Consider the following 23,345-nt stretch of genomic DNA (forward strand, 5'->3'; position numbering starts at 1 on the left):
CAGGCGCAAAATCAGCGACTGTGGTTTGTCTGAAGAAGCACGGTGCCTGGGTTGGGGCCGCTTTGCGGCCCAGCGGGAGCAAGCTCCCTCGCCACAAAAGGCCCCAGCCACAGGTTGTGCGTCAGATCAGAAAACCGAGGCGTAATCGCCCAGCTCGACCTGTACCGATTTGATGCGGGTGAAGTTGTTCAGCGAGCTGATGCCGTTCTCACGACCGACACCCGACTGCTTGTAGCCGCCGACCGGCATCTTGGCGTCGGACTCGCCCCAGGCGTTGATCCAGCAGATACCGGCTTCCAGTTGATGAATCACGCGGTGAGCGCGGTTCAGATCCTTGGTGACGACGCCAGCGGCCAGGCCGAACTCGGTGTCGTTGGCGCGGCGGATCACTTCTTCTTCGGTTTCGTAAGTCAGGATGCTCATCACCGGGCCAAAGATTTCTTCACGAACGATGGTCATCTCGTCGGTGCAGTCGCTGAACACGGTCGGTGCCACGAAGGCGCCTTTGGCGAACTCGCCGTCGGTCAGACGATCGCCGCCGCACAGCAGGCGTGCGCCTTCTTCCTTACCTTTGGCGATGTAGCCGAGCACACTTTCCATGTGGGCGAAGCTGACCAGCGGGCCGAAGTTGGTGTTTTCGTCTTGCGGGTTGCCGACGCGGATGCGCGCGACGCGTTCCACGATCTTGGCTTCGAAAGCAGCTTTCAGGTGGCTCGGTACGAACACGCGAGTGCCGTTGGTGCAGACCTGACCGGAGCTGTAGAAGTTGGCCATCATCGCAGTGTCGGCGGCGCGATCGAGGTCGGCGTCGTCGAAAATGATCAGCGGGGATTTGCCGCCCAGTTCCATGGTCACGTCTTTCAAGGACGAACCGGAAGCGCTGGCCATGACCTTCTTGCCAGTGTCGGTGCCGCCGGTGAAGGAGACTTTTTCGATGCGTGGGTGCTCGGTCAGCCAGGTGCCGACTTCACGGCCGCTACCGGTCAGAACGTTGAACACGCCTGCTGGCAGGCCCGCTTCGGTGTAGATCTCAGCCAGTTTCAAGGTGGTCAGGGAAGTGACTTCGCTTGGCTTGAAGATCATCGCGTTACCGGCCGCCAGGGCTGGAGCGGATTTCCACAGAGCGATCTGGATCGGGTAGTTCCACGCACCGATACCGGCCACGATGCCCAGTGGCTCGCGACGGGTGTAAACGAACGATGTGGTGCGCAGCGGGATTTGTTCGCCTTCGATGGCGGGCACCAGGCCTGCGTAGTATTCCAGTACGTCAGCGCCGGTAACGATGTCGACGTAGCGGGTTTCGGAGTACGCCTTGCCGGTGTCCAGGGTTTCCAGCGCAGCCAGTTCATCGTTGCGCTCGCGCAGGATTTCAACGGCACGGCGCAGGATGCGCGAACGCTCCATGGCGGTCATTGCGGCCCAGATTTTCTGGCCCTTTTCGGCGCTGACGACAGCGCGCTCAACGTCGGCGAAGGTTGCACGTTGCACAGTGGCGAGAACTTCACCGTTAGCCGGGTTGATGGCTTCGAAGGTGGCGTCGCCGCTGGCGTCGGAGTAACCGCCGTCGATGTAAAGTTTTTGCAGTTCGAAACGGGCCATAGAGTCCTCGCAAGTGCATTAGTTATTGGCGTCAGCCACTGGACGTGCCATACAGCCTGGGCACGTTGATCAGTCGCCGTTCAGGGGCCGAGCGGTTATGTGTGCTCCAGCAACTCCTGCTTGGCCAGTTGGATATCCATATATTCGTAAGCGATTCGTTGTGCCTGCTCGGTGTCGAAAGCGTCTCCCGACAGCGCGCCGCGCAACCACAAACCATCAATCAGGGCCGCCAGCCCGCGTGCTGCGCTGCGTGCCTGATCAAGCGGCAGCGCTCGGCGGAACTCGCAGCACAGGTTGGAATACAGGCGGTGATCGTTGATCCGCTGCAACCTGTGTAAAGACGGTTGGTGCATGCTGGTTGCCCAGAAGGCCAACCAGGTTTTCATTGCCGGGCCATTGACCTGGCTGGCGTCGAAGTTGCCTTCGATAATCACCTGAAGATGAGCCCGCGGGCTGTTATCTCTCAGCGCCAGGCGGCGCGCGGTGACGTTCTCGCTGAGGACGTTCATCAGATACCGCATCGTGGCGGCGATCAGGCCATTCTTGTCCTGAAAATAGTGACTGATGATGCCGTTCGAGACACCAGCCAAACGGGCGATCAGCGCAATGCTGGCGTCCCCCATCCCGACCTGATCGACGGCCTGCAATGTGGCTTCGATCAACTGCTGACGGCGGATGGGTTGCATACCGACCTTGGGCATCTTGCACATCTCCTTAGGCCTCCCGGTGGACGAAAACCGGCTACCGGATTGAGGGCCAGTCTATTTTGTTTTGATTGAACGTTCAATCAACAAAGAATAAGATCTGCGACAAATCGTCGCTGCCTACAGGTTTTTCCTACAAGTGGTTGGCGGAAAAACGACATCCGAAAATGCTCGAAACCCTTACGGGGCATGCTGCGAACCGAATTCAATGGACGTGTTGAATGGGCAAGACGCTCAGGGTCATGTGCTGTGTCATGGGCGCGCACGCGATCTTCGAGGTCGGTTTTCAACACTGCTGCCGCGGTTTCGGGCTTTTTTTCGAGGTGTCTTTATATCACTCGCTGGTCGGCTGCCAACTAACCGATTGGTCGGGTACTGCTTTGCCTTGTGTCTTTCTCTCGCACTGCCTGGAGCATCTGTGCAATGAGTTCTGCCTCTCTTATAAAGACCCCACCCGAAAAGGTGGCGGTCAACGGCTGGGTGTTCTACACCTCGACCGCATTGATCCTGCTGCTGACCGCCATCCTCATCGCCGCACCACAAGAAGCCGGGAGAATGCTGGGGATCGCTCAGGCCTGGTTGTCGCGCAGTTTCGGCTGGTACTACATGGTGGTGATCGCCGCCTATTTGGTATTCGTCGTCGGCCTGGCGTTTTCGTCCTACGGCAAGCTCAAACTGGGCAGCAAGGACGATACTCCGGACTTCAGCTATGGCGCCTGGGCCGGGATGCTGTTCTCGTCCGGTATCGGTATCTCGCTGCTGTACTTCGGTGCATCCGAACCGCTGGATCACTACTTCAATCCGCCGGAAGGCGTGGCCGGTAGCAACCTGGCAGCGCGTCAGGCGGTGCAACTGACATTCCTGCATTGGGGCCTGCATGGCTGGGCGATCTACGCTTTGGTCGGCTTGGCCGTGGCGTACTTTGCCTACCGTCATAACCAGCCGCTGGCGTTGCGTTCGGCGCTGTATCCGCTGGTGGGCGAGCGTTGGGTCAAAGGCGCGGCCGGTCATGCGGTAGACGGCTTTGGCATGTTCGTGACCCTGCTGGGTCTGGTGACCAACCTGGGGATCGGCTCGCTGCAAGTGTCGTCGGGTCTTGAGAACCTGTTCGGCATGGAGCACAGCAACACCAACCTGCTGATCGTGATCATCGTGATGAGCACCGTGGCGACCATCGCTGCCGTGTCGGGCGTGGAAAACGGCATCCGCCGTTTGTCCAACCTGAACATCGTGCTGTTCAGCGGCCTGCTGATTTTCGTCCTGCTGTTCGGCCCGACCCTGCACCTGCTCAACGGCTTCGTGCAGAACATCGGCGACTACCTGAACGGCGCGGTGCTGAAAACCTTCGACCTGTACGTGTACGAAGCCGACAACGCCAAATCCGAGCGCTGGTTGGGCCTGTGGACCCTGTTCTACTGGGCCTGGTGGATTTCCTGGGCGCCATTCGTAGGCATGTTCATCGCGCGTATTTCCCGCGGTCGTACCGTGCGTGAACTGGTAGCCGGCGTGCTGCTGATTCCGCTGGGCTTCACCTTGGCCTGGTTGTCGATCTTCGGTAACTCGGCACTGGATCTGGTGATGAACCACGGGGCAGTGGAGCTTGGGAAGACGGCGCTGGAACAGCCGTCCATGGCGATCTATCAACTGCTTGAGCACTACCCGGCGTCGAAAATCGTGATCGGCGTGTCGATTTTTGTCGGTTTCGTGTTGTTCCTGACTCCGGCCGACTCTGGCGCGGTGATGATGGCGAACCTGTCCTGCAAGGGCGGCAACGTCGACGAAGACGCCCCGCACTGGTTGCGGATCTTCTGGTCGGTGGTGATCACACTGGTGACCATTGGCCTGCTGTTCGCCGGTAACTTCGAAGCCATGCAAACCATGGTCGTGTTGGCCGGTCTGCCGTTCTCGGTGGTGCTGGTGTTCTTCATGTTCGGCTTGCACAAGGCCATGCGCCAGGATGTGCAGATCGAGCAGGAACAAGCCGAGCTGGCGGCACGTGGTCGTCGTGGTTTCAGCGAGCGTCTGACCCAGCTGGACCTGCAACCGAGCCAGTCGATCGTTCAGCGGTTCATGAACAAGCACGTCAGCCCGGCGCTGGAAGATGCGGCGGCGCAATTGCGTACTCAAGGGCTGGATGTTCAGACGTTGCTGGGTAAAGCCAGGCGTTGCATGGGCGTGCGGATCGAGATGGAAGAGGGCAACCCGTTTGTCTACGAAGTGAGCCTGGATGGCTATCTGGCTACGCCGAGCGAGTCGCCGAACCCGGATGAAGCGCGCACGCGTTACTACCGCGCCGAGGTGTACCTGCACAACGGCAGTCAGGAGTACGACTTGATGGGCTTCACTCAGGATCAGATCACCCGTGACGTGCTCGATCAGTTTGAAAGCCATCGGCAGCTCCTGGGCCGGGTGTATAGCTGAGGCTTAAGCGACGCGGTGCATCAACTGCACCGCAATCCTTGTGGGAGCGAGCCTGCTCGCGATGAGGGCATAACAGTCAGCATCAATGTTGACTGACCCACCGCCATCGCGAGCAAGCTCGCTCCCACAGGTTCTGTGCACCAACAAAAACGCCGCGATCCTCTCGCGGCGTTTTCGTGTCTGCTGCCTTACCCCAGGTTCTTGCCAAGCAGCGCGTGGTACAACTCGCTGTCGCCGAGAATCCCTACCACTTTATTGTTGTCGTGCAGCACCAGCTTGTTGCCGGTCTGATAACGAATCTGCAGCGCGTCGCGCATGCCGATGTTCGAATCCACCAGCGTTGGGCGACGGCCCAGGCCTTCCACCGCTTGCCCCGGTACCCAGTTCTGCAGGTCCAGGCTTGAGCCGTTCTGGCGTGCGCCTTTGATGGTGTTGCCTTCGGCCAGGTCCAGCCACGAGTCGCCGCCCGGATCCAGGCAAACCGAGCCGTTGATGCGTTTGCAGTTGTCCAGCGTGCGCATCAGGCTGCGACCGCACAGTACGTTCAGCGGATTGGTGTGCGCGACGAAGGTCCGCACGTAGTCATCGGCCGGGTTGAGGACGATTTCTTCGGGCTTGCTGTACTGGATGATCCGGCCGTCTTTCATGATCGCGATACGGCTGCCGAGTTTCAGCGCTTCATCGAGGTCGTGACTGACGAAGACGATGGTCTTGTGCAGCTTGCGTTGCAGTTCCAGCAGTTCGTCTTGCAGGCCTTGGCGAATCAGCGGGTCAAGTGCCGAGAAGGGTTCGTCCATCAACAGAATGTCGGCGTCCATCGCCAGCGCACGGGCCAGGCCCACACGTTGCTGCATGCCGCCGGAGAGTTCGTCGGGCTTCTTGTTGCGCCATTGGGCCAGGCCCACCAGTTCGAGTTTTTCGTCGACCAGTTGGCGACGTTCCTTTTCGGGACGACCCTGCATTTCGAGGCCGAAGCTGATGTTCTCGCGCACCGTCAGCCAGGGCATCAGGGCGAACTTCTGGAACACCATGGCGATGCGCTTGGTGCGCATCATTTTCAGCTCTGCCGGGGTGCAGGAAGCGATGTCGATCTGGCGTCCCTCATGCTCGACGAACAGCTTGCCACGGCTGACCGTGTTCAAACCGTTGATGCAGCGCAGCAGGCTGGATTTACCGGAGCCGGAGAGGCCCATCAGCACGCAGATTTCGCCTTTCTCGATGTCCAGGCTGGCTTTTTCAACGCCAACGATTTGCCCGGTTTTCTTCAGGATCTGGTCGCGGGTCATGCCCTGATCCAGCAGCTTGAGGGCCTCGCGTGGATCTTTGGAGAAGATCACGTCGACCTTATCAAAGCGGATTATGCTCATGCGTCACCCCCTACTTTAGCTTCGGGTTGTTTGCAGATACGGTCGAGCATGATCGCCAGCAGTACGATCGCCAACCCGGCTTCGAAGCCCAGGGCGATATCAGCAGTGTTCAGTGCGTTGACCACGGGTTTGCCCAGGCCATCGGCGCCCACCAGTGCCGCGATCACCACCATCGACAACGACAGCATGATGCACTGGGTGATACCGGCTGCGATGCTTGGCATGGCGTGGGGCAGTTCAATACGCGAGAGCAGCTGACGGCGCGAGCAGCCAAAGGCCTTGCCAGCGTCCATCAGTTCTTGCGGCACATCGCGGATACCCAGGTAGGTCAGACGAATAGGCGCGGCAATCGCGAACACTACCGTTGAAATCAGACCCGGGACCACACCCAGACCGAACAGGGTCAGGGTAGGAATGAGGTACACGAACGTCGGTACGGTCTGCATCAGATCGAGCACCGGACGCATCATCGTGTAGAACATCGGTTTGTGCGCGGCGACGATGCCCAACGGCACGCCGATGATCACGCAGACGAAGGTGGCGAACAGCACCTGGGCGAGGGTTTCCATGGTTTCCTGCCAGTAACCCAGGTTGAGGATCAGCAGGAAGGAGGCGATGACAAAAGCGGTCAGGCCCCATTTGCGTTGAATGAAGTGAGCCAGCAATGCGATCAATCCGATCAGTGCCAGCGGGTTGAACCACGTCAGCGCAAACGTCACGCCGTGGATCATCGTTTCCAGTGTCGTGGCGATCGCATCGAATGTGCTGGCGCCGTGTTGCGTCAACCATTCAACGAAGGCAGCGATGTACTGGCCTAAAGGGATTTTCTGATCAATCAGCATGGTAGTGAACGTCCGCATGCGAGGAAAAAAACAGCCCGGGCGAGCGAACTCGCCCGGCGTCAACGATTACTTTGCAAGCTTGGCTTTCACGGCTTCCAGGCCAGGTTTACCGTCAATGGTGGTCACGCCAGCGAGCCAGGTATCGAGTACCTGTGGGTTCTTTTTCAGCCAGGCCTTGGCGGCTGCTTCAGGTTTCATCTTGTCGTCCAGGATGTTGCCCATCAGCGAGCTTTCCATGTCTACGGTGAACTCCAGATTTTTCAGCAACTGGCCAACGTTGCTGCATTCCTGGGTGTAGCCCTTGCGGGTGTTGGTCAGGACTGTCGCCGCACCGAAATCCGGGCCGAAATAATCATCGCCACCGGTGAGGTACTGGATCTTGAAGCGCTTGTTCATCGGGTGCGGTGCCCAGCCCAGGAACACCACAGCGGTATCGCGCTTCTGAGCGCGGTCGACTTGCGAGAGCATGCCGGCTTCACTGGACTCGACCACTTTGAAACCAGCGTCTTTGAGGCCGAAGGCGTTCTTGTCGATCATACTCTGGATCAGGCGGTTGCCATCGTTACCCGGCTCGATGCCATAGATTTTGCCGTCGAGTTCTTTCTTGAATTTGGTTATATCGGCGAAGTCATGCAGGCCTTTGTCGTAAAGCGCTTGTGGCACCGCCAGGGTGTACTTGGCGCCTTTGAGGTTGGTGCGCACGGTTTCCACGGTGCCGGCATCGCGGTAGGCCTTGATGTCGTTTTCCATGGTCGGCATCCAGTTGCCGAGGAACACGTCCATGTTCTTGCCGTCGGCCAGGGACTTGTAGGTCACCGGCACGGAAATCATGGTGGTCTTGGTCTTGTAGCCCAGCGCGTCAAGCACGACGCTGGTGGTCGCAGTGGTGGCGGTGATGTCGGTCCAGCCGACATCGGAGAAGTTTACGGTGCTGCACTGCGCCGGTTCTGCGGCATGAGCCAGAAGCGGCAGACTCAGCATCGCGGCCAACAACAACGACGGGGAACCTATTTTCATGGGTGGACTCCTGAGTGTTTTTTTTGGCGGTGTTCTGACCGCACTTATGAGTGTTGCGGTTGGTCGGCGTTATGAAGACTGCTCTACCACAGCGCCGTGCAATCGAGTCGAGACTGATCATGGACCAGTGAAATTCTGACGCCTACAGGGTGCGTCGTATCCAGTACAGGGATGGTCGCTTCCAGTGTCGGTGAGGTCGTTTACAGCTTTATTCAGCGCTTTTTAGTCCTCTGAACTGTAAAAAAACGGCCAAAACGTGCCGTCTGCGGCCAGCGGCGTTGGTGGGCATGGGTACGTCGGTGTGAGACGTCGAACGACATCGCAAAAGCCCGATGATGCGGTTATCTCGGCGGATCGCAGCTTGAGCGTAGCAGCTCCGTCACCGGGTGCTTTGACGCCTGGAATCTGCTCATCGAGGAGTCTCGCAAGTCATGGCTATCAGTGTTTTCGACCTGTTCAAAATCGGTATTGGCCCCTCTAGTTCGCACACTGTGGGGCCTATGCGCGCTGCGGCGTTATTCGTCGAGTCGCTGCGCGAGAAGGGGCTGCTGGAGCAGGTGCGCCGGATTGAGGTCCAGCTGTTCGGTTCGTTGTCGGCTACCGGCATCGGTCACGGCAGCGACAATGCGGTGATCATGGGCTTGATGGGTGAATGGCCGGACGCGATCGACCCGTCGCAAATCGGCATTCGCATCGAGACCTTGCGTGAAACCCACACCCTGTTGCTCGACGGTCGCTTGCCGGTGCCCTTCATCTGGGCGCGGGACATGCGCCTGATCGATGAGAACCTGCCATTCCATCCCAATGCGATGACCCTGGTGGCTGAAGACGAAAACGCTGAGTTGCACCGCGACACCTACTATTCAGTCGGCGGTGGTTTTGTCGTTGATGAGGCGCAGGCTTCAAGCGGCGTGGTCGATCTGGATCGCACCGTGTTGCCTTACGATTTTTCCAGCGCAGCGGAGCTGCTTGCCCTGTGCAAGCAACACAACCTACGCGTCGCCGAGTTGATGATGGCGAACGAAAAGGTCTGGCGTTCGGAAGAAGAAATCCGCGGCGGCCTGATGAAACTCTGGCGCGCCATGCAGGACTGCGTCGAGCAGGGCCTCAAGCACGAAGGCATCCTGCCTGGCGGTCTGAATGTGCGCCGCCGCGCCGCTAAATTGCATCGCAGCCTGCAAGAGCTGAACAAGCCCAACGTGATCGGCTCGACCTTGAGCGCCATGGAGTGGGTCAATCTGTTCGCCCTTGCGGTCAACGAAGAAAATGCGGCAGGCGGGCGGATGGTCACGGCACCGACCAACGGTGCGGCAGGGATCATCCCGGCGGTGTTGCACTACTTCATGAAGTTCAGCGAGGTGGTGACGGACGCCAACGTCGTCGACTATTTCCTCGGTGCGGCAGCGGTCGGGATACTGTGTAAAAAGAACGCCTCGATTTCCGGCGCCGAAGTCGGCTGCCAGGGCGAAGTCGGTTCGGCTTGCGCGATGGCGGCGGCCGGGTTGGCGGAGATTCTTGGGGCGACGCCGGAGCAACTCTGCAACGCGGCGGAAATCGGCCTGGAGCACAACCTCGGACTGACGTGCGACCCGGTTGGCGGGCTGGTACAGGTGCCGTGCATCGAGCGCAACGCGATTGCCGCAGTGAAGGCGATCAACGCTGCGCAAATGGCCTTGCGCGGTGACGGTCAGCACTTCATCTCGCTGGACCGGGTGATCCGCACCATGCGCGATACCGGCGCCGACATGCACGATAAATACAAAGAGACATCGCGCGGTGGGTTGGCGGTCAGCGCGGTTGAATGTTGATTAGGGTTTTTAAAAACCTGTGGCGAGGGGGCTTGTCGGAACGCCGCAACGCCCCGTTCGGCTGCGTAGCAGTCGTGAAACCTGCGAGCGCGGTATGCCTGAAAGAACAAGGATGCAAACTCTGGGACCGCTTCGCGGTCCAACGGGGGCAAGCCCCCTCGCCACAGGGATGATCAAAACTGCGCGCTAAGTGAACACTGATCCAACTGAGCGCCACCTTTTAGCGCGTCGCAATCAGGCAACAAATATCCCCGGCGGTCAGGCGTCATTCCGGGCGCTGACCGCTCGTCACCTGTGCCTGGGGTGACACTCTTCCCCGGCACTTTTGATGCGTTTCCCAAAAGTGCTACCGATTTGCTCACACCCCGCGGGGTAGGGCATCTGCCAGCCTGATAACCCTTACGCGTCGACTGAGCTCTATAGACACATATAGACACATCGCGACGTCGTTTTCAGGAGTTATTGAATGCGCATTCAATTTTAGGCATGGCAATTGCTCTGTCATAACAAAGCCCCGTCTCACGCAAGAGAACGATGGCCATAACAAGAGCCTCCGCCTGAGGCCATCACCCGCTTTGTGTGAGGAGATACCGCGATGACGTCGTTCAACTCCGGGGCCCAACCCCAGAACCGTGCGCCTCAATCCATCGGCTTTTTGCTGCTGGACAATTTCACGCTGATTTCCCTGGCTTCCGCAGTAGAACCCCTGCGCATGGCCAACCAATTGTCTGGTCGCGAGCTGTATCGCTGGAGCACCCTCACCGTTGACGGCGGCCAGGTCTGGGCCAGTGACGGCCTGCAAATCACGCCGGATGCGGCGATGCACAAAGCCCCGCCCCTGGATACCGTGATTGTCTGCGGTGGCATCGGCATTCAACGCACCGTAACCCGTGAACACGTGTCGTGGCTGCAAAGCCAGGCCCGTCAGTCGCGCCGTCTTGGCGCCGTCTGCACCGGCAGTTGGGCCCTGGCGTGTGCCGGTCTGCTGGACGGTTTCGATTGCAGCGTGCACTGGGAGTGTCTGGCGTCGATGCAGGAAGCTTTCCCTCGTGTGGCCATGAGCACGCGCTTGTTCACCCTCGACCGTAACCGGTTCACCAGCTCCGGCGGCACCGCGCCACTGGACATGATGCTGCACCTGATCAGCCGCGACCACGGCCGCGAACTGTCGGCAGCGATCTCGGAGATGTTTGTCTACGAGCGCATCCGCAACGAGCAGGATCACCAGCGCGTGCCGCTCAAGCACATGCTGGGCACCAATCAGCCGAAGTTGCAGGAAATCGTCGCGCTGATGGAGGCCAACCTTGAAGAGCCGATCGACCTCGATGAACTGGCGGTGTACGTCGCTGTGTCACGTCGTCAGTTGGAGCGGCTGTTCCAGAAATACCTGCACTGCTCGCCGTCGCGTTACTACCTCAAGCTGCGACTGATCCGTGCTCGGCAACTGCTCAAGCAAACGCCGATGTCGATCATCGAGGTGGCTTCGGTTTGCGGCTTCGTGTCGACCCCGCACTTCTCCAAGTGCTACCGCGAATACTTCGGCATTCCACCACGCGACGAGCGCGTCGGTTCTAACACCACCCAACAGGTGGCAATGATGCCGATCCCGCAGGCACTGGTGCTGGCACCGTTGTCCGGACCGATGTCGGCGTTGAGTCAGGCGCGTAATGAGTCGACTTTCGCCAGCGTAAGGCTATAACTGAGCGCGCTTTTGTGGCGAGGGAGCTTGCTCCCGCTGGGCTGCGTAGCAGCCCCAAATTGAAGAACGCGCAATGTCAGTCAAATGCGTTTACCGGATTTGCGACCGCTTCGCGGTCGAGCGGGAGCAAGCTCCCTCGCCACAGAGAGTGATCAGGCGCTACGGCTTTGCTGGTACAGCGCCAATGCCGGCAGCAGTTGCTTGTCGATCGCCTGGCGCACGGCGGGCAGAATCGTTGCGCTGCTGGTGTACATGTCCTTGACCATCTTGCGCAGCTCATAGGCTCGCGTGTCATCCAGGCCACGTACCGCGCATTCACAGGCCTGCTCTGCAGTGGCCCCCATCGGGACTTCAAATCCGCGTGCCTTGAGCTGGCCCAACAGGTCTTCCTGGTCAATCAAATCAGCGTGCATCATGACGCAATCCTTCTTCAGGGAACGGTGTCGTGGTTCGATTCTGGTAGGGGTGATGGGGCGCGGCAAGGACGATTTGTCGCAATGGCCGCTATACCTATGAATAGGTCGTTTTCGACTAACTTGCGTGAGTGGGGAGTAGGCACACTGGATTCAGCTGGCTTCACGAAGGTTTGGTCACCCTCGCGCAACAGCTCCTCAACAGTAACTTCTGCCTCGATCCTGTCACGGCTTGATCGGGGCTTTTTTTGTCTGTGAATCAGGTGTGAGTGTGCTGTCTGAGGCGACGCCATCGCGGGCAAGCCTTGCTCCTACAGGGGGGTAATCAGATACCCTCGCAGGAGCAAAGCTTGCTCCGGGCGGCGTTCCGACGATGAACGATGACACGGTCTAGCGTTGCAACACCAAAATGCGCGACAGCAACTCATCACGATCGATGTAGCAGCCCTGGAAATGCCGGGCGCCGCTGGTAGGGTCGAAAGCGTTACGGGCGTGCAGGGTTCGGCGGTTGTCGAAGCACCACATTTCACCGGGGTTGAGCCGGGTGATGAGCCGGAAACGCGCTTCGCGGGTCATGGCGATAAACCGTCGATAGGCCCGGTACAAGCTGGGCATCTGCTCGACCGAGGCATCGAACGGCCCCCGCAGGAAATTCGCCATGCGGATTTCCGATACCTGTCCCAGCGTATCGAGGGCGATGATCGGTGCCAGGCAGCGGTAGTCGCTGTGGCGGTCCTTGTTGCGAAACTCCACGGGGATCTCGCACAGCGCCCGGAAGGCCTCGGGGTCTTCCTGACGTAAGGCGTCGGCAATGGCAAAACCGTCGACAAAAATGCTCTCGCCACCGTCCGCCTCATTGACCAGGCAATGCAGAAATTGCAGCCCCGGTTGCAACTCGCGCGTCGGCAGGTCGCTGTGCAGCGGCAGGTTGAATGCAGTGTAAGCGTTGCTGTCGGCGTCGGCCTTGGATTGCACGTTGAACAGCACACCGAAATTGCTCTCGCGGATAAACGAAATACGCTTGGCGATGTGCGTCAGCGAGCCGGGTTCGGTGGGGACGCCGCGTACTTGGGTCAGGCCGATATCGCGCAGTGCCAGAAGCCATTGCAGCAGCGCCTTGGGATCGTCCATTACCGCTTGATACTCGAACACCGGCAGCTTCAGTTGGCTGTTCCACAGCCGGCTTTTCGGTTTGTTGGCGTTGCGCTCGGCCCGGGATTCGTCGTCATAGGCGTGAGCACGTAACCAGCCAGGATCGAAGCGGCTGGTATGGCCGTCCCGCCAATCGATAGCCAGACAACCCTGCGCATCCACTTGGGCTACGGCAGGGCACAGATCTTCAGCGACATCGACGATTTCCAGCACCTGTTCGCGGGTCACGGCATATACGCAAACCGGGCACGGACAGTTGTCGCGCAGCCATTGATGATGAAAGGGGCTGAGCCGGCCATCGGCCCAGGTCACCCGCACGTGATCTGCCAGGGTTTGCACGGCGGTCAAGGCGCTGATTAGCGGGTAACTGCGGAAGTCGGCAACAGCGGCGGCGGTGTTCATGCGAGCTCCTTGTTTTGATTGTTATTTTTCAGGCGGTAGTGCGATCACGCGGCCAATATAGGTAGGAGTGGGCAGGTCCGATTGCAAGGCGGTCATGGCCAGCAGTTTGTTCAGTACCGGCTCGCTGAACGGTGCCGAGCGCGGTCCCGCGAGGTCGACGTGCAGCAGCATTTGTTCGTTGCCCGCCAGTTCCTGCGCGTCGCCTACCAGATGCAGGCTGTGATAAAGGTGCAGGCGTTTACGGTCGTGACCAATAATTTGGGTATGCACCTCGACCTCGGCGCCGAGCTTCACTTCGTGCAGATAATTGAGGTGCAGTTCGAGGGTGAACAGCGAGTTGCCGCTGGCTTCGCGGTTGTTGCTGTCCATGCCCAGTTGATCCATCAGCGCGTCAGTGGCGTAGCTGAAAATCAGCAGGTAAAACGCATCGCGCAGATGGCCGTTGTAGTCGACCCAATCGGGGGCGATGGTGGTTGTGTAGGTGGTGAGGGTTGGCATGGTGCCGCTCCACAAATGTTCATGGGTTAACACATGTGGCGAGGGAGCTTGCTCCCGCTGGACTGCGTAGCAGTCCCAAAACCTGCAGTTGCGTTCTATCAGATAAAACGTCTTTACCGGTTTTTACGACCGCTTCGCGGCCGAGCGGGAGCAAGCTCCCTCGCCACAGGGTTTTGCGCTTACTCGCTGAAGCTCATGCCATGCTTGGCCTTGGTGGTCTTCACCGCTTCCAGCACCGCCAGCAAGCAATCATCACGATAGCGTTCCAGCGCCGAAATGCTGTGTTTGCCCAGTTGATCGCTGGTGCCATCGACCACGTCGTCGATCAGTTTTTCGGTCAGTTCCGGCGCCGGCAGGTATGTCCATGGCAGTTGCAGCGCCGGGCCGAATTGCGCCATGAAGTGCCGCATACCGGCATCGCCGCCAGCCAGGGTGTAGGTCAGGAACGTGCCCATGAACGACCAGCGCAGCCCCGCGCCAAACCGGATCGCATCGTCGATTTCGCCGGTGGTCGCCACACCGTCGTTGACCAGGTGCAGTGCCTCGCGCCACAGCGCTTCGAGCAGACGGTCAGCGATGAACCCCGGTACTTCCTTGCGCACATGCAGCGGGCGCATGCCCAGCGATTCGTACACTTTCAAGGCGGCCTGCACCGCTTCTGGTGCAGTGTTCCTGCCGCCGACCACTTCCACCAGTGGCAGCAGGTAAACCGGGTTGAACGGATGGCCGACCACGCAACGTTCCGGGTGGGTCGAGCCCTCGTAGAACTCGCTCGGCAACAGTCCCGAAGTGCTGGAGCCGATCAGTGCATTGGGCTTGGCCGCCGCGCTGATTTTGCTGTGCAGGTCGAGTTTCAGTTCAAGGCGTTCCGGGGCGCTTTCCTGGATGAAGTCGGCATCGCGCACGCATTCTTCGATGGTCGCGACAAAGCGCAGACGATCCTGTGATGCACCGGGTGCCAGGCCTTGTTTTTCCAGCGCGCCCCAGGCATTGGCGACACGTTTGCGCAGCGCGGCTTCGGCACCGGGCGCCGGGTCCCAGGCCACCACATCAAGGCCATGGGCGAGGGCACGGGAGACCCAACCGCTGCCGATGACTCCACTGCCCAGCGCGGCGAATGTTTTGATTTCGGTGATAAAGCTCATGGCAAATTCCTGGAAGTATTCGGTGATCCAATGTGGGAGCGAGCTTTTGTGGCGAGGGGGCTTGCCCCCGTTCGGCTGCGAAGCAGTCGTAAAACTTTGCATGCGGTGTGCCTGACACACCGCCGTTGCAGGTTTTGGGGCCGCTTCGCGACCCAACGGGGCGGTGCGGCGTTCCGACAAGCCCCCTCGCCACAAAAGCTCGCTCCTACAGGTGATAGGTGTGGTGTGGTTTAACCGCGCTTGGTCAGGCCCATCTTCGCCCGGCCTTCGGCTGGGGTCAGAACGCGGGCGCCGAGACGGCTGAGGATTTCGCTGGCGCGTTCGACCAGTTGGCCGTTGGTCGCCAGTACGCCGCGATCCAGCCAGATGTTGTCTTCCAGCCCGACCCGCACGTTGCCGCCCAGCAGCACCGCTTGAGCCGCCATCGGCATTTGCATGCGACCGATGCCAAACCCGGCCCAGACCGCATTGGCCGGCAGGTTGTCGACCATGGCTTTCATGGTGGTGGTGTCAGCCGGTGCGCCCCATGGGATGCCCAGGCACAGCTGGAACAGCGGGTCGTCGAGCAGGCCTTCCTTGATCAGCTGTTTGGCAAACCACAGGTGACCGGTGTCGAAGATTTCCAGCTCGGCCTTCACGCCCAGCTCTTGGATGCGTTTGGCGCCAGCGCGCAGCTGGGCTGGGGTGGAGACGTAAATGGTGTCACCGTCGCCGAAGTTCAGGGTGCCGCAGTCGAGCGTGCAGATTTCCGGCAGCAGCTCTTCGACGTGGGCCAGACGGGTGAGCGGGCCGACCAGGTCGGTGTTCGGGCCGAACTCCATCGGGTTTTCGCCAGCGCCGATTTCCAGGTCGCCGCCCATGCCGGCCGTCAGGTTGACGATGATGTCGACGTCCGCTTCGCGAATGCGCTCCATCACTTCGCGGTACAGCGCCACATCGCGGCTGAACTTGCCGGTTTCAGGGTTGCGCACATGGCAGTGGACCACGGTGGCGCCGGCTTTGGCGGCTTCCACAGCAGCGGCTGCGATCTGTTTCGGGGTGACCGGCACGTGTGGGCTCTTGGCGGTCGTGTCGCCAGCACCGGTGAGTGCGCAGGTGATGATGACGTCGTGGTTCATGGTGCGGTTTCCTTCAGGCATGATTTTTGGGCGTAGCGGGCCCGCTCGCAGCCGAAACCGGCTGCGAAGAGGGGTTCATTTCGATGTTATTGACTGGTCAGTTGCAGGTTCTCGGCAGCCGGTTTGCCGTCGAATGTGGTCACGCCTTCAAGCCAGCGCTGCTTGTCTTGCGGGTGATCCTTGAGCCATTGCTTGGCCGATTCGAACGCGTCCTTGTGATCGAGCAGCGGTTGCATCATCCGGCTCTCGTCTTCGGCGGTGAAGGTCAGGTTGCTCAGCAAGCGGCTGACGTTCGGGCACTGGCTGGCGTAGTTTGGGGCGGTCACGGTCCAGACGGTGGCCGAGCCTTCGTTCGGGCCCAGGGCGTCCTGGCTGCCGGTGAGGTAAGTCATTTTCACGTTGACGTTCATCGGGTGTGGCGCCCAGCCGAAGAACACCACGGCTTCGTTGCGTCGTACGGCGCGATCGACCGCCGCGAGCATGCCGGCCTCACTGGATTCGACCAGTTGGAATTTGCCCAGGCCGAACTGGTTCTTGGCGATCATTTCCTTGATCTGGGTGTTGGCACCCGAACCTGGCTCGATGCCGTAGATCTTGCCGCCCAGTTCTTTTTCGAACTTGGCGATGTCGGCGAAAGTTTTCAGGCCCTTGTCGGCGAGGTAAGTCGGCACGGCCAGGGTGGCGCGGGCATCCTTGAGGCTGGGTTCGCTCAGGACGCTCACCTGCTTGCCGCTGACAAACGGGGTGATGGTCTGGGTCATCAACGGGTTCCAGTAGCCGAGGAACATGTCCAGGCGCTGGTCGCGGATGCCGGCGAAGATGATTTGCTGGGAAGCACTGGTTTGTTTGGTCTTGTAGCCGAGGCCATCGAGCAGAACCTGGGTCATGGCGCTGGTGGCGATCACGTCGGTCCAGTTCACCACCCCCATGCGCACGTTCTGGCAGGCGGCAGGGTCGGCAGCCATCGCGCCGGAACTCAAGAAAGCGGTACCACTGAGTGCGAGAACGCAGCTGCTGATCAGTCGTTTCATGGTGGGATCCTCGGCAGGTCGTTATTGTGGGGTCCGGCATCTCTGCGTGCCGGTGATGTCACGTTACGCAGCTGAACCTGGCAGAAAACGCACAGCGGCGACCAGCTCTTGCACTGCAGCGACCTGTGCTCTTGTGGCGGGGTAGTAATTGGCGTATCACCTGTTCCACGCTGCCCGCCATCCGAGTGCGCTCCATGTCCCAGGATTTCTACTTTCTGTTGATGCCGGGTTTCTCGGCCATCGGTTTCATCTCGGCGATCGAACCGCTTCGGGTGGCCAACCGCTTTCGCGGCGAGTTGTACCGCTGGCACGTACTGAGCGCCGACGGCGGTCCGGTACTGGCCAGCAACGGCATGTCGCTCAACGCCGATGCGGCGCTGGAGCCGCTGAAAAAGGGCGCGACCTTGTTAGTGGTCGCGGGGTTCGAGCCGTTGAAGTTCGTCAACCCGACACTGGAACACTGGCTGCGTCGCCTCGATCACGACGGCGTGACCCTCGGCGGCATCGACACCGGCAGTTTTATCCTCGCCGAAGCGGGGTTGCTCGACGGCCACCGCGTGACCCTGCACTGGGAAGCCATCGATGCTTTCAAGGAGTCTTATCCACAGCTCAGCGTGACCCAGGAGCTGTTCGAGATCGACCGGCGCCGCATTACCTCGGCCGGTGGCACAGCCTCTATCGACCTGATGCTGGACCTGATCGCCCAGGCGCACGGCCCCGAGTTGGCAATCCAGGTCAGCGAGCAATTCGTGCTCGGGCGCATTCGCCCGCGCAAAGACCACCAACGCATGCAGATCGCCACGCGTTACGGCATCAGCAACAAGAAATTGGTGCACGTAATTGGCGAGATGGAACAGCACAGCGAGCCGCCGCTCAGCACCCTGGAACTGGCGGATACGATCAAGGTGACGCGACGTCAGCTTGAGCGGCTGTTCCGCTTGCACCTCAACGACACGCCGAGCAACTTCTACCTGGGATTAAGACTGGAAAAAGCCCGGCAACTGCTGCGCCAGACCGACATGAGCGTGCTGGAAGTGAGCATCGCCTGCGGGTTTGAATCGCCGTCGTATTTCACCCGCAGTTATCGGACACGATTTGCCCGCTGCCCGCGAGAAGACCGCCGGCGGTTGGGGGATGGGCGGGAGGTGGTTTGAAAGCACCGCAGCGTCCTTGTGGGGAGCCTGCTCGCGATGGGGCCGGCACATTCGACATTGATGTCGGCTGACACACTGCCATCGTCGGATCGCCGCCCGGAGCCGGCTCGCTCCCACATTTGATCATCTTTGTCTGGAGGGCTGGGTTACTTCTTCATAAGGGCAGAACACGCCGCCTTGTACGCTTCATGCTGATACTTGTTCAACGTCGCCGGCAGTGCAAAGTTGAACTTCTTGTTCTGCGCATTGATGGTCTGCGGTGACAGCAGCGTCACCTCGCAGTTGTCCAGCAACTGGAAAACCCCTTCGATCTTGAAGGTGGTCGGGCCGCCCGCGAATTCGCCTTTTTTGCTGCGCTTCTTGATCGCGATGCGCTCGATGCCGTTGTCACGAATAAAGGCGCCGACTTGCGCGGCGAAGGCTTTGACGTTGGCGGCTTCATCATCGTCGTCGAGGGCGATTTTTTTGGTGTTCAGGGCGACGTGGGTCAGCACCTGATTGTCGAGGGAGGCGACGGCGAAGATCGCTTCGCTGCCTTTGATTTCGATGCCGCAGAATTTCATGAACACGCCTTGAGATGATGGTGCTATTGCAGGGCAGTAGAGCCGCGCTTACTGCTGGCCGATCGATTCCAGAAACTCCGAGCGTTCGTCGCTCTTGCTCGCCAGGCAATCGTTCAGGTCCATGGTGTAGGTCTTGCTGCCCACCGCTGCAGGGAACGCTGCAATCGCGCAATCGGCATCCCGCGATTTCATCCAGAGCTGCTCGGCGGTCTGGAGTTTGCCGGTGATGTCTGCCAATTGCGCCTTGTTGTTCGCGTATTGGGTTTTCATTCGATCCAGTAATCCCTGGAAATTGTCCTTGAGCAGTTGTTCGGCGGTGTTTTTGCTATAGGTCGAGCACTCCAGGGTCTGGACGTCGTTTTCGACTGCATCGCATGGGTTTTTGTCGGCTTCTTCTGCCGCCTGTACGCCGGTCGCTATCAGTGCCAAAGCCAGGAAGATCGATTTCATCGCGTTGCCGCCCCTTGTTCCAGTGATGCATCCAGTGATGCGGCGAATTCTGGCCCAACTATTCGGGAAAGAACAGGAGGGCAAAGGGCCTGCGGTGAGACCCTTTGTCGCGTATTGACGCTTTCGGCAATTCCCCTGTCGTTTTTGCACCCGGCTGCCCCGTCCCTCAAGCATATGCTGACCCAAAGCGCCGGCAGACGATTCGGCGCATGAATCGCTAATAGGGGACTGCCTGATGAGCCCAGCCGAATTGCACGCCGACAGCATCGTTATCGACGGGCTGATTATTGCCAAGTGGAACCGCGAGCTGTTTGAAGACATGCGCAAAGGCGGCTTGACCGCGGCCAACTGCACCGTTTCGGTGTGGGAGGGCTTTCAGGCCACCGTCAACAACATTGCCGCCAGCCAGAAGCTGATTCGCGAGAACAGCGACCTGGTGATTCCGGTGCGCACCACCGCCGACATCCGCAAAGCCAAGGAGCAGGGCAAGACCGGCATCCTGTTCGGCTTCCAGAACGCTCACGCCTTCGAAGACCAGATCGGCTATGTCGAGGTCTTCAAGCAGCTGGGCGTCGGTATTGTGCAGATGTGCTACAACACCCAGAACCTGGTCGGTACCGGTTGCTACGAGCGCGATGGCGGCCTGTCGGGTTTCGGTCGTGAAATCGTTGCCGAGATGAACCGCGTCGGTGTCATGTGCGATCTGTCCCACGTCGGTTCGAAGACTTCCGAAGAAGTCATCCTCGAATCCAAGAAGCCGGTGTGCTACTCCCATTGCCTGCCGTCGGGTCTGAAAGTGCACCCGCGCAACAAATCCGATGAAGAACTGAAGTTCATCGCCGATCACGGCGGTTTCGTCGGCGTGACCATGTTCGCGCCGTTCCTGGCCAAAGGTATCGATTCGACCATCGACGATTACGCCGAAGCCATCGAATACACCATGAACATCGTCGGCGAAGACGCCATCGGCATCGGCACCGACTTCACCCAGGGCCATGGCCAGGATTTCTTCGAATACCTGACCCATGACAAGGGCTACGCCCGCCGTCTGACCAGCTTCGGCAAGATCATCAACCCGCTGGGCATCCGCACCGTGGGCGAGTTCCCGAACCTGACCGAGACGCTGCTCAAGCGCGGCCATTCCGAGCGCGTAGTGCGCAAGATCATGGGCGAAAACTGGGTCAACGTCCTCAAGGACGTTTGGGGCGAATAAGCCACCGTACCTCTGAATCCTTTCCCGCTGCCACCCGAGCAGCGGGCAACACAACAAATTTTCTGGAGTTAAGTTTTCATGGCCAAGATCGCCCCGCAACTGCCAATCGAAGTCGACAGCGAAACCGGTGTCTGGACCTCTGACGCCCTGCCGATGCTGTATGTGCCGCGTCACTTCTTCGTCAACAACCACATGGGCATCGAGGAAGTGCTGGGCAGCGAGGCCTATGCCGAGATCCTCTACAAGGCTGGCTACAAGTCCGCCTGGCACTGGTGTGAAAAAGAAGCTGAATGCCACGGCCTGGAAGGCGTTGCGGTGTTCGAGCACTACATGAAGCGCCTGTCGCAACGTGGCTGGGGCCTGTTCAAGATCCAGGACATCGACCTCGACAAAGGCACCGCCAGCGTCAAGCTCGAGCACTCGGCGTTCGTCTACGTCTACGGCAAGGTTGGACGCAAGGTCGACTACATGTTCACTGGCTGGTTTGCCGGTGCCATGGACCAGATCCTGCAAGCGCGGGGCAGCAAGATTCGCACCGTCGCTGAACAGGTTTACGGTGGCTCCGAAGAAGGCCACGACGACGGCTTGTTCACCGTCAAGCCGTTGTAAGTCGAGGATCCTGTCATGGCTTTCGAAGCAATGTTCCAGCCGATTCAAATCGGCAAACTGACCATCCGCAACCGCGTGCTCAGCACCGCGCATGCCGAGGTTTACGCCACCGACGGCGGGATGACCACCGATCGGTACGTGAAGTACTACGAAGAGAAAGCCAAGGGCGGGATCGGCCTGGCGATTTGCGGCGGTTCTTCCAGCGTGGCCATCGACAGCCCGCAAGGCTGGTGGAAATCGGTCAACCTGGCCGACGACCGGATTATTCCGCACTTCCAGAATCTGGCCGATGCCATGCACAAGCATGGCGCCAAGATCATGATCCAGATTACCCACATGGGCCGTCGTTCGCGTTGGGACGGCGAGCACTGGCCGACCCTGCTGTCGCCGTCGGGGATCCGTGAACCGGTGCACCGCGCGACCTGCAAAACCATCGAGCCGGAAGAGATCTGGCGGGTGATCGGCAACTACGCGAGCGCCGCTGCGCGTGCCAAGGCCGGTGGCCTGGACGGCGTTGAACTGTCGGCGGTGCACCAGCACATGATCGACCAGTTCTGGAGCCCGCGCGTCAACAAGCGTACCGACGAATGGGGCGGCAGCTTCGAGAACCGCATGCGTTTCGGCCTGGAAGTGATCAAGGCTGTGCGCAAGGAAGTCGGTCCGGACTTCTGCGTCGGCATCCGTATCTGCGGTGACGAATTCCACCCTGATGGCCTGAGCCATGAGGACATGAAGCAGATCGCCAAGTATTACGACGACACCGGCATGATCGACTTCATCGGCGTCGTGGGCTCGGGGTGCGATACCCACAACACCCTGGCCAACGTCATCCCCAACATGAGTTATCCACCGGAGCCGTTCCTGCACTTGGCGGCCGGTATCAAGGAAGTGGTCAAGGCCCCGGTGCTGCACGCGCAGAACATCAAGGACCCGAACCAGGCAACACGTATTCTGGAAGGCGGTTACGTCGACATGGTCGGCATGACCCGTGCGCACATCGCCGACCCGCACCTGATCGCCAAGATCAAGATGGGCCAGATCGACCAGATCAAACAATGCGTGGGTGCCAACTACTGCATCGACCGTCAGTACCAGGGTCTGGACGTGCTGTGCATCCAGAACGCCGCGACCTCCCGTGAATACATGGGCGTACCGCACATCATCGAGAAATCGACCGGTGTGAAACGCAAAGTCGTGGTGGTCGGTGCCGGCCCTGCGGGGATGGAAGCGGCACGTGTCGCCGCCGAACGTGGCCACGACGTGACCCTGTTCGAGAAGAAAGAATTTATCGGCGGACAGATCACTACCGCCTCGAAAGCCCCGCAACGGGACCAGATCGCCGGTATCACCCGTTGGTTCCAGCTGGAACTGGCGCGTTTGAAAGTCGACCTGCGCCTGGGCGTGGCCGCCGACGCGGCGACCATTCTCGACCTGCGTCCGGACATCGTGGTGCTCGCCGTTGGCGGTCATCCGTTCCTTGAGCAGAACGAACACTGGGGCGCGGCTGAAGGTTTGGTGGTCAGCAGCTGGGACGTGCTCGACGGCAAGGTTGCACCAGGCAAGAACGTGCTGGTCTACGACACCATTTGCGAGTTCACCGGGATGTCGGTTGCCGACTATCTCGCCGACAAGGGCAGCCAGGTCGAGATCGTCACCGACGACATCAAGCCGGGTGTGGCCATCGGCGGTACGTCGTTCCCGACGTACTACCGCAGCATGTACCCGAAAGAAGTGATCATGACCGGCGACATGATGCTCGATAAGGTCTACCGCGAAGGCGACAAGCTGGTGGCGGTGCTGGAAAACGAATACACCGGCGCCAAAGAGGAGCGGGTGGTTGACCAGGTCGTGGTCGAGAACGGCGTGCGGCCGGACGAAGAAATCTACTACGCACTGAAGGAAGGCTCGCGCAACAAAGGCCAGATGGACATCGAAGCCCTGTTCGCAATCAAGCCTCAGCCTTCGCTGAGCCAACCGGGTGACGGCTACTTGCTGTTCCGCATCGGTGACTGCGTGGCCCAGCGCAACACGCACGCGGCGATCTACGACGCACTGCGGCTTTGCAAGGATTTCTAACGACATCACCACCATCACCTGTGGCGAGGGAGCTTGCTCCCGCTGGGCTGCGAAGCAGCCCCAA

The 23,345-nt window shown here is 59.8% G+C and carries 20 protein-coding genes; 7 read left to right on the forward strand and 13 right to left on the reverse strand.

Annotated features, from left to right (window positions below):
• Positions 1-126: 126 nt before the first annotated feature.
• Positions 127-1,599: a betaine-aldehyde dehydrogenase gene (betB, locus tag HK44_RS24590; protein WP_019694020.1), complete on the reverse strand. Its 1,473-nt coding sequence runs from the start codon at positions 1,597-1,599 to the stop codon at positions 127-129.
• A gap of 95 nt (positions 1,600-1,694) precedes the next feature.
• A complete protein-coding gene (betI, locus tag HK44_RS24595) occupies positions 1,695-2,300 on the reverse strand; it encodes a transcriptional regulator BetI (protein WP_019694019.1) in 606 nt (201 codons plus the stop codon).
• A 483-nt stretch (positions 2,301-2,783) separates the two neighbouring features.
• Between betI and HK44_RS24600 the strand changes: the two genes are divergently transcribed.
• A complete protein-coding gene (locus HK44_RS24600; RefSeq protein ID WP_242031596.1) occupies positions 2,784-4,724 on the forward strand; it encodes a BCCT family transporter in 1,941 nt (646 codons plus the stop codon).
• Between the two features lie 188 nt (positions 4,725-4,912).
• Here HK44_RS24600 and choV read toward each other — a convergent pair whose 3' ends face one another.
• The 3 genes from choV to HK44_RS24615 all read right to left on the reverse strand — a co-directional run bounded on the left by choV (position 4,913) and on the right by HK44_RS24615 (position 7,950).
• Positions 4,913-6,091, reverse strand: coding sequence for a choline ABC transporter ATP-binding protein (gene choV, locus HK44_RS24605; RefSeq protein WP_019694017.1), 1,179 nt, complete (start codon positions 6,089-6,091; stop codon positions 4,913-4,915).
• Positions 6,088-6,933, reverse strand: coding sequence for a choline ABC transporter permease subunit (gene choW / locus HK44_RS24610; RefSeq protein ID WP_019694016.1), 846 nt, complete (start codon positions 6,931-6,933; stop codon positions 6,088-6,090). Before choW ends, choV begins: the two co-directional genes overlap by 4 nt.
• Positions 6,934-6,999: 66 nt before the next feature.
• Positions 7,000-7,950 carry a choline ABC transporter substrate-binding protein gene (locus tag HK44_RS24615; protein WP_019694015.1) on the reverse strand — a complete coding sequence of 317 codons (951 nt, stop codon included), beginning with the start codon at positions 7,948-7,950 and terminating at the stop codon, positions 7,000-7,002.
• Positions 7,951-8,381: 431 nt separating this feature from the next.
• Between HK44_RS24615 and HK44_RS24620 the strand changes: the two genes are divergently transcribed.
• Positions 8,382-9,758 (forward strand): L-serine ammonia-lyase, encoded by a 1,377-nt coding sequence (locus HK44_RS24620; RefSeq protein ID WP_019694014.1) that lies wholly within the window; start codon positions 8,382-8,384, stop codon positions 9,756-9,758.
• Between the two features lie 595 nt (positions 9,759-10,353).
• Positions 10,354-11,457, forward strand: a complete 1,104-nt coding sequence (locus tag HK44_RS24625) for a GlxA family transcriptional regulator (RefSeq protein WP_019694013.1) — start codon at positions 10,354-10,356, stop codon at positions 11,455-11,457.
• Positions 11,458-11,609: 152 nt separating this feature from the next.
• Here the strand turns inward: HK44_RS24625 and HK44_RS24630 are convergent, their stop codons facing one another.
• The 6 genes from HK44_RS24630 to choX form a co-directional block, all read right to left on the reverse strand.
• Positions 11,610-11,873 carry a hypothetical protein gene (locus HK44_RS24630; RefSeq protein ID WP_019694012.1) on the reverse strand — a complete coding sequence of 88 codons (264 nt, stop codon included), beginning with the start codon at positions 11,871-11,873 and terminating at the stop codon, positions 11,610-11,612.
• A gap of 387 nt (positions 11,874-12,260) precedes the next feature.
• Positions 12,261-13,424, reverse strand: coding sequence for a gamma-butyrobetaine dioxygenase (locus HK44_RS24635; RefSeq protein WP_019694011.1), 1,164 nt, complete (start codon positions 13,422-13,424; stop codon positions 12,261-12,263).
• A gap of 21 nt (positions 13,425-13,445) precedes the next feature.
• Positions 13,446-13,922, reverse strand: coding sequence for a thioesterase family protein (locus HK44_RS24640; protein WP_019694010.1), 477 nt, complete (start codon positions 13,920-13,922; stop codon positions 13,446-13,448).
• 179 nt (positions 13,923-14,101) lie between these two features.
• A complete protein-coding gene (locus tag HK44_RS24645; RefSeq protein WP_019694009.1) occupies positions 14,102-15,067 on the reverse strand; it encodes an L-carnitine dehydrogenase in 966 nt (321 codons plus the stop codon).
• 230 nt (positions 15,068-15,297) lie between these two features.
• Positions 15,298-16,185 (reverse strand): 3-keto-5-aminohexanoate cleavage protein, encoded by an 888-nt coding sequence (locus HK44_RS24650; RefSeq protein WP_019694008.1) that lies wholly within the window; start codon positions 16,183-16,185, stop codon positions 15,298-15,300.
• Between the two features lie 86 nt (positions 16,186-16,271).
• Positions 16,272-17,216, reverse strand: a complete 945-nt coding sequence (gene choX, locus HK44_RS24655) for a choline ABC transporter substrate-binding protein (RefSeq protein ID WP_019694007.1) — start codon at positions 17,214-17,216, stop codon at positions 16,272-16,274.
• 194 nt (positions 17,217-17,410) lie between these two features.
• Between choX and HK44_RS24660 the strand changes: the two genes are divergently transcribed.
• Positions 17,411-18,370, forward strand: a complete 960-nt coding sequence (locus tag HK44_RS24660) for a GlxA family transcriptional regulator (RefSeq protein ID WP_019694006.1) — start codon at positions 17,411-17,413, stop codon at positions 18,368-18,370.
• A gap of 146 nt (positions 18,371-18,516) precedes the next feature.
• Here HK44_RS24660 and HK44_RS24665 read toward each other — a convergent pair whose 3' ends face one another.
• Both HK44_RS24665 and HK44_RS24670 read right to left on the reverse strand, forming a co-directional pair.
• Positions 18,517-18,933, reverse strand: coding sequence for a DUF3010 family protein (locus HK44_RS24665; protein WP_019694005.1), 417 nt, complete (start codon positions 18,931-18,933; stop codon positions 18,517-18,519).
• 48 nt (positions 18,934-18,981) lie between these two features.
• On the reverse strand, positions 18,982-19,383 hold the full coding sequence (locus HK44_RS24670) for a lysozyme inhibitor LprI family protein (protein ID WP_019694004.1): 402 nt from the start codon (positions 19,381-19,383) through the stop codon (positions 18,982-18,984).
• Positions 19,384-19,618: 235 nt separating this feature from the next.
• Here HK44_RS24670 and HK44_RS24675 point away from each other — a divergent pair, with 235 nt between their 5' ends.
• The 3 genes from HK44_RS24675 to dgcA all read left to right on the forward strand — a co-directional run bounded on the left by HK44_RS24675 (position 19,619) and on the right by dgcA (position 23,281).
• Positions 19,619-20,596 (forward strand): dipeptidase, encoded by a 978-nt coding sequence (locus tag HK44_RS24675; RefSeq protein ID WP_007907542.1) that lies wholly within the window; start codon positions 19,619-19,621, stop codon positions 20,594-20,596.
• A 78-nt stretch (positions 20,597-20,674) separates the two neighbouring features.
• Entirely contained in the window at positions 20,675-21,205 is a 531-nt protein-coding gene (locus tag HK44_RS24680; RefSeq protein WP_019694003.1) for a DUF5943 domain-containing protein, read from the forward strand.
• 15 nt (positions 21,206-21,220) lie between these two features.
• On the forward strand, positions 21,221-23,281 hold the full coding sequence (gene dgcA, locus HK44_RS24685) for a dimethylglycine demethylation protein DgcA (RefSeq protein WP_019694002.1): 2,061 nt from the start codon (positions 21,221-21,223) through the stop codon (positions 23,279-23,281).
• The last annotated feature ends 64 nt before the right edge of the window (positions 23,282-23,345 follow it).

This window comes from Pseudomonas fluorescens HK44 (assembly GCF_000217955.3).
Classification (GTDB): domain Bacteria; phylum Pseudomonadota; class Gammaproteobacteria; order Pseudomonadales; family Pseudomonadaceae; genus Aquipseudomonas; species Aquipseudomonas fluorescens_AQ.